General features: G+C 50.9%; 7 protein-coding genes. 1 reads left to right on the top strand and 6 read right to left on the bottom strand.

Going from position 1 to position 3,998, the window contains the following annotated elements:
* Both IBX50_RS18130 and IBX50_RS18125 read right to left on the bottom strand, forming a co-directional pair.
* Nucleotides 1–497 (bottom strand): cache domain-containing protein (locus tag IBX50_RS18130; RefSeq protein WP_292257794.1); only part of this gene is annotated, 497 nt, incomplete at its 3' end.
* A 48-nt stretch (nucleotides 498–545) separates the two neighbouring features.
* Nucleotides 546–872 (bottom strand): hypothetical protein, encoded by a 327-nt coding sequence (locus IBX50_RS18125; protein WP_292257792.1) that lies wholly within the window; start codon nucleotides 870–872, stop codon nucleotides 546–548.
* A gap of 166 nt (nucleotides 873–1,038) precedes the next feature.
* Here IBX50_RS18125 and IBX50_RS18120 point away from each other — a divergent pair, with 166 nt between their 5' ends.
* Nucleotides 1,039–1,890: a hypothetical protein gene (locus IBX50_RS18120; RefSeq protein ID WP_292257790.1), complete on the top strand. Its 852-nt coding sequence runs from the start codon at nucleotides 1,039–1,041 to the stop codon at nucleotides 1,888–1,890.
* A 49-nt stretch (nucleotides 1,891–1,939) separates the two neighbouring features.
* Here IBX50_RS18120 and IBX50_RS18115 read toward each other — a convergent pair whose 3' ends face one another.
* From IBX50_RS18115 to IBX50_RS18100, 4 genes are all read right to left on the bottom strand, one after another.
* Nucleotides 1,940–2,818: a hypothetical protein gene (locus IBX50_RS18115; RefSeq protein ID WP_292257787.1), complete on the bottom strand. Its 879-nt coding sequence runs from the start codon at nucleotides 2,816–2,818 to the stop codon at nucleotides 1,940–1,942.
* Nucleotides 2,819–2,880: 62 nt separating this feature from the next.
* Nucleotides 2,881–3,189 (bottom strand): hypothetical protein, encoded by a 309-nt coding sequence (locus IBX50_RS18110; protein WP_292257785.1) that lies wholly within the window; start codon nucleotides 3,187–3,189, stop codon nucleotides 2,881–2,883.
* A gap of 82 nt (nucleotides 3,190–3,271) precedes the next feature.
* Nucleotides 3,272–3,631, bottom strand: a complete 360-nt coding sequence (locus IBX50_RS18105) for a hypothetical protein (RefSeq protein WP_292257783.1) — start codon at nucleotides 3,629–3,631, stop codon at nucleotides 3,272–3,274.
* Nucleotides 3,632–3,633: 2 nt separating this feature from the next.
* On the bottom strand, nucleotides 3,634–3,998 hold a 365-nt coding region (locus tag IBX50_RS18100), incomplete at its 5' end, for a hypothetical protein (RefSeq protein ID WP_292257780.1).

The raw sequence follows: 3,998 nt of genomic DNA, 5'->3' as shown, positions 1-3,998 counted from the left end.
CAGCTGTATTCCACAAAACCACCATCGGGGTGCTGATCAACGGCACTGGCAAAGGCGATAAAGATATTTTGGTTGCTCAGTTCTTCACGGGCTCCACCGTGTTTGGATTCAACCGATGTCGCATTGTTAAACCGCTCACCGGAAAGGCGCTGCCCTTCAAGCTGTGGCGCTGCCGGATGCAGTAAAGTGACGGGTACTGGGCGAGAAGCATCATTGATCCAGAAATACTCCATTCCGTCATAACGCAGCCCGCGGATAGCTGCCATGGCTTGAGATTGCGCTTGACTTGTTGTCAGCTCGCCCGACCGCTCCTTTTCCTGGAAATGCTTAATCACACCGGCTGCCAGATCACTGGCGGCAATCAGGCGGGCTTTTCGCTCAGCCATAAGGGTGTCATGCAGACTGATTGTTGACATGGCGGCAATCAGAAGGAAGCCGATCAGAGAGATCAGCGGCAGCAGCATCAGCTGCGCCTTGATGCTTTGATAGATTTTCACAGGAAGTTCCAATGTTGGTTGTTTTTAGGGTTAAGCCGGGTACTTGATTTAACGTCTGGTGATCCAAAGCCACCAGAACCGAAGCAATATCAATCCATAAAACGGCCAGATCAGAATCAGCCATCCATAATCCTTGAGGGTGTAGTCGCCATCTTTATTGAAAGGGGTTTCACCCTGCATCACGATGATCAGTGCATGGATATCTGCCGCCAAGCCTGCTGCTTTCAGTGTCGAGCCAATAAAAAGAGCGATCAGAACCAAAGGCTCAATGCTGGTGCTGGCGGCAACAATCACCAGAATGTCACCCACACCTCGCCACAAAACAGACGAAGCAAAAATCACCAGAAAGAAGGTGAGCATTGAATGATTGACCACCCCGACCCCCTTTTACATATATTCGCTAATTCGGATCTACAGGTTATCTTGTATTTCTGATTGTTATCATACCAGCCGCTGACATTTACCGGCAATCAAAGCCTTTACGTTTAGGATAAGATGTAATAATGACACCCACACAAGAGAATAGAGAGGTTATACCATCATGGGTCTGCGAAAAATTCACCCTGCCCTATCCGTTTTTCCAGGTTACAGCCCATACCGCGCTATGCAGGCACTGTATGGGGTTCAGTCGGATGGTGGGTTTGAATTTGATCTGTCCAAAGTCCAGATAACACCCCAAAACTTCTGCCCCTGGACGCCAGAGGCTTTAGAACGATTCAAAGAACAGTACCCTTACACCCAGTTCCGCCTGCATGCCTCGGTACGACTGGCAAAGGATGCGGCCAGCGATAAGGTTCAGCGCTTTCCCTGGTATGACCTACAGCGTTTTATTGAAGACCCGGTGGGTGGCACTCGTTATTTTGCCCGCCTGGGTGAGCTGAATGCCGTACTTGGAAATCCCGTGTACACCTTTCACTCAGGTTCCCGCCCTCGTGGTCGTGACAAAGACATTCGACCCAAGATGATTGAGGCCATGGGCATGATTGGCGAATTGCTGAACGCACCGGTAGCCATTGAGACTTTGTACCCCCGCAAGCAACTCGAAGGGGCTCGTGCGGGGATGCGTCGACACTGGATGGACACTTGGGAAGATCATGCATGGCTGCTGTTTGAATCTGACCTGAACTATGTGGTGGATTTGTCGCACTTGAATATCATTGCTGCTGCTGAGGGCCCAAACATGACATTAACCCGGTCGCTGCTAAGTAATCCGCGCATGCTTGAGCTGCACTTGTCGGGCAATAACAGCACTGCCGACCAGCATACCTGCCTTGCCACAACCGAGAATGCTTGGTGGCAACCCCTTTTAAACGATGCTCATCCCGATGCGGCCTGGTTTACGGAGGGCAGCCTTCGCCAAAAGGAGAAGGTCGCTGCGGTTGCTGCTGCGTGACAACTATTGAGTGTTAATGGCCATTGACACTGAGCTGGGTTTCTCTTTTTTAATGAGAAAATTCAAGCGGTAGTCGTGCTTCTCGATCAGCATTAAGAACAACCCTTCCAGAGCCAATTGTGGCGGCCAGCATCTGAGCCGCCTTCGCTACTGCTTCTGTAGGTATGCCCGCCCCTACCCACTGTTCTACCGCCTCAAATGGTGTTAGATCACTATCAAGTGCTGGAAACTCCAAGTGATACCGAATGCGTTCAATAGTCTCCGGTCTGGATTCTGCGTGTTGAATAAGGCTTACGACTGCAGATTTAATGTCTGCCGTAGGCAGGGTTTGATCCAGCAAGAGCTTTCCGCTGCCGCTGACCGACTCTTTGATAATCTGGATCAGCAGTGGATTGATGGATGGCTGCCCGGCTGCCTGCATATCAATTGCGAGTTCGGCCAACTCATTCAGGTTGTGCCGAACGACTGCCTCTGCCATCTTTTCACCGGCAGCATATCCTCGGTAACCCACTTTGGACTGCCCGTGAAGCTGGGCAGAAAATCGAATTAATGCGACCGCAAGCACGGCATTTGCATCGGGCTGATCCGGCGAGTAACCGGATTCACTGAGGCGATTCTCTAGCTGTCCAAGCCATTCAAAACGCAGGTGCTCCAGGGGTTTGTCAGACTGCAGAGCAGAAGCCGCCAAAGGTATGCCTGTCGCTTCTATATTGGAAATCTGTGCGTTATGGGCAAACACCTGGCTTCGCCATTGCCCTGCAGCACCCTCGATCTCGATATTAGACGCTGCGGCACTTAAAAAAAATGCTGTCAATGCACAGATCGCAACGCGTGTGCCGGTGCCGCGCATTTGTGCCTGCACCGCTGTCCCAACAGTAGAGATACCGGTTAAAAGTTTTTTTGCGTGTTCAGAGAGAGTAATGGGCATCACTGGTTATTCCGAATGAAAGACACTTTTGGTATAACCAACAATGCCTCTCTTGGGCTGCTCTATGCAGTTCGCCTGCCAGCAACACGGGATGCCGGCCAGTATTTGCCATTAACAGCCATTAGCTGGCCTTCAAACACCATCTCAAGCACAGCTTCAGCAACCTTTTTGCGTCGATCCACTGTGTGTGCGTTGCACAGGATGTAGATTTTGTCCTTGCTCACGCCCCGCTGGCTCTGGTTGCACTCTTCATCCACCAATGCAATGATGCGATCCGGGTTGATGATGGGTTTTCCAAACTGGGATGGTTCTTCTGTTCTTCCTGAAAACAAGAAGGCATTTCCGCGCCATTTTCCGCTGGACGCAGCCATAGGGAGTCTCCTTTATTTTGTTGATTTATTTTCAGGTTATCCCATATAGTTGTTTTGCTGCAATAGGTGTTTTGTATTTTTTCTACAAAATAACCTCGCATTCCTGTTCTCTGGCCGGAATAGGGATACCTCTGGAGTGCAGCCAGGCTGTGGCCATTTTTTTGATGCGGTCACCATCGGTTTGACGGTCGCTTTTGCGTTTTCCAGGATTTTGAATTCCGTGCGCCTGATCATCCTTAAGCCCAAGAACATCCAGAATAACAGGATCTGAACCATAGTTAACCAGGGCATAAAACACGTACACAGGATCAGGCTGGTCGTCACGGTCTACCCGTCCGATGCACTGCAAGTGCACTCCTGGGGTGAAATCCAACTCCCCAAAAACCACGGTTGAACAAACGTGTTGCAACCCATCAACACCGGCGCCGGAACGCAAGCTCATGATCAGCAGCTTCGTTTCACCATTGATGAATGCTGCCTTTGAAGCCTCCTTTTGGGCTGGGCTCTGGCTGGGCTCTGTTTGCCAGTGTAAAACACTGGATTCAGATCCCTGAGCTCCTGCTCCCAGATCTCATACACCTCATGGTGCCAACCATACAGAATGACCGGCTGGCCGGACTCCACCAGCATTCGAACAAATGCAGCAGAGTGCTTGGCCTTTGCGATGCCAGTCATCTGCCGCATCTTCATGTCGAATTCACGAGCGGCATTGCCTGCATCAGCGAATCCTCCTGTCAGAACCCTTAAGGCAAGGTCGAGCTTGGGCTGTTGATTCCAGCGCCAGACCGCCAGCTTTAATAAGCCTTCAT

This window comes from Marinospirillum sp. (assembly GCF_014859565.1).
Note: the sequence above shows the minus strand (reverse complement) of the source record. Positions and strands in the feature narration are given on the sequence as shown.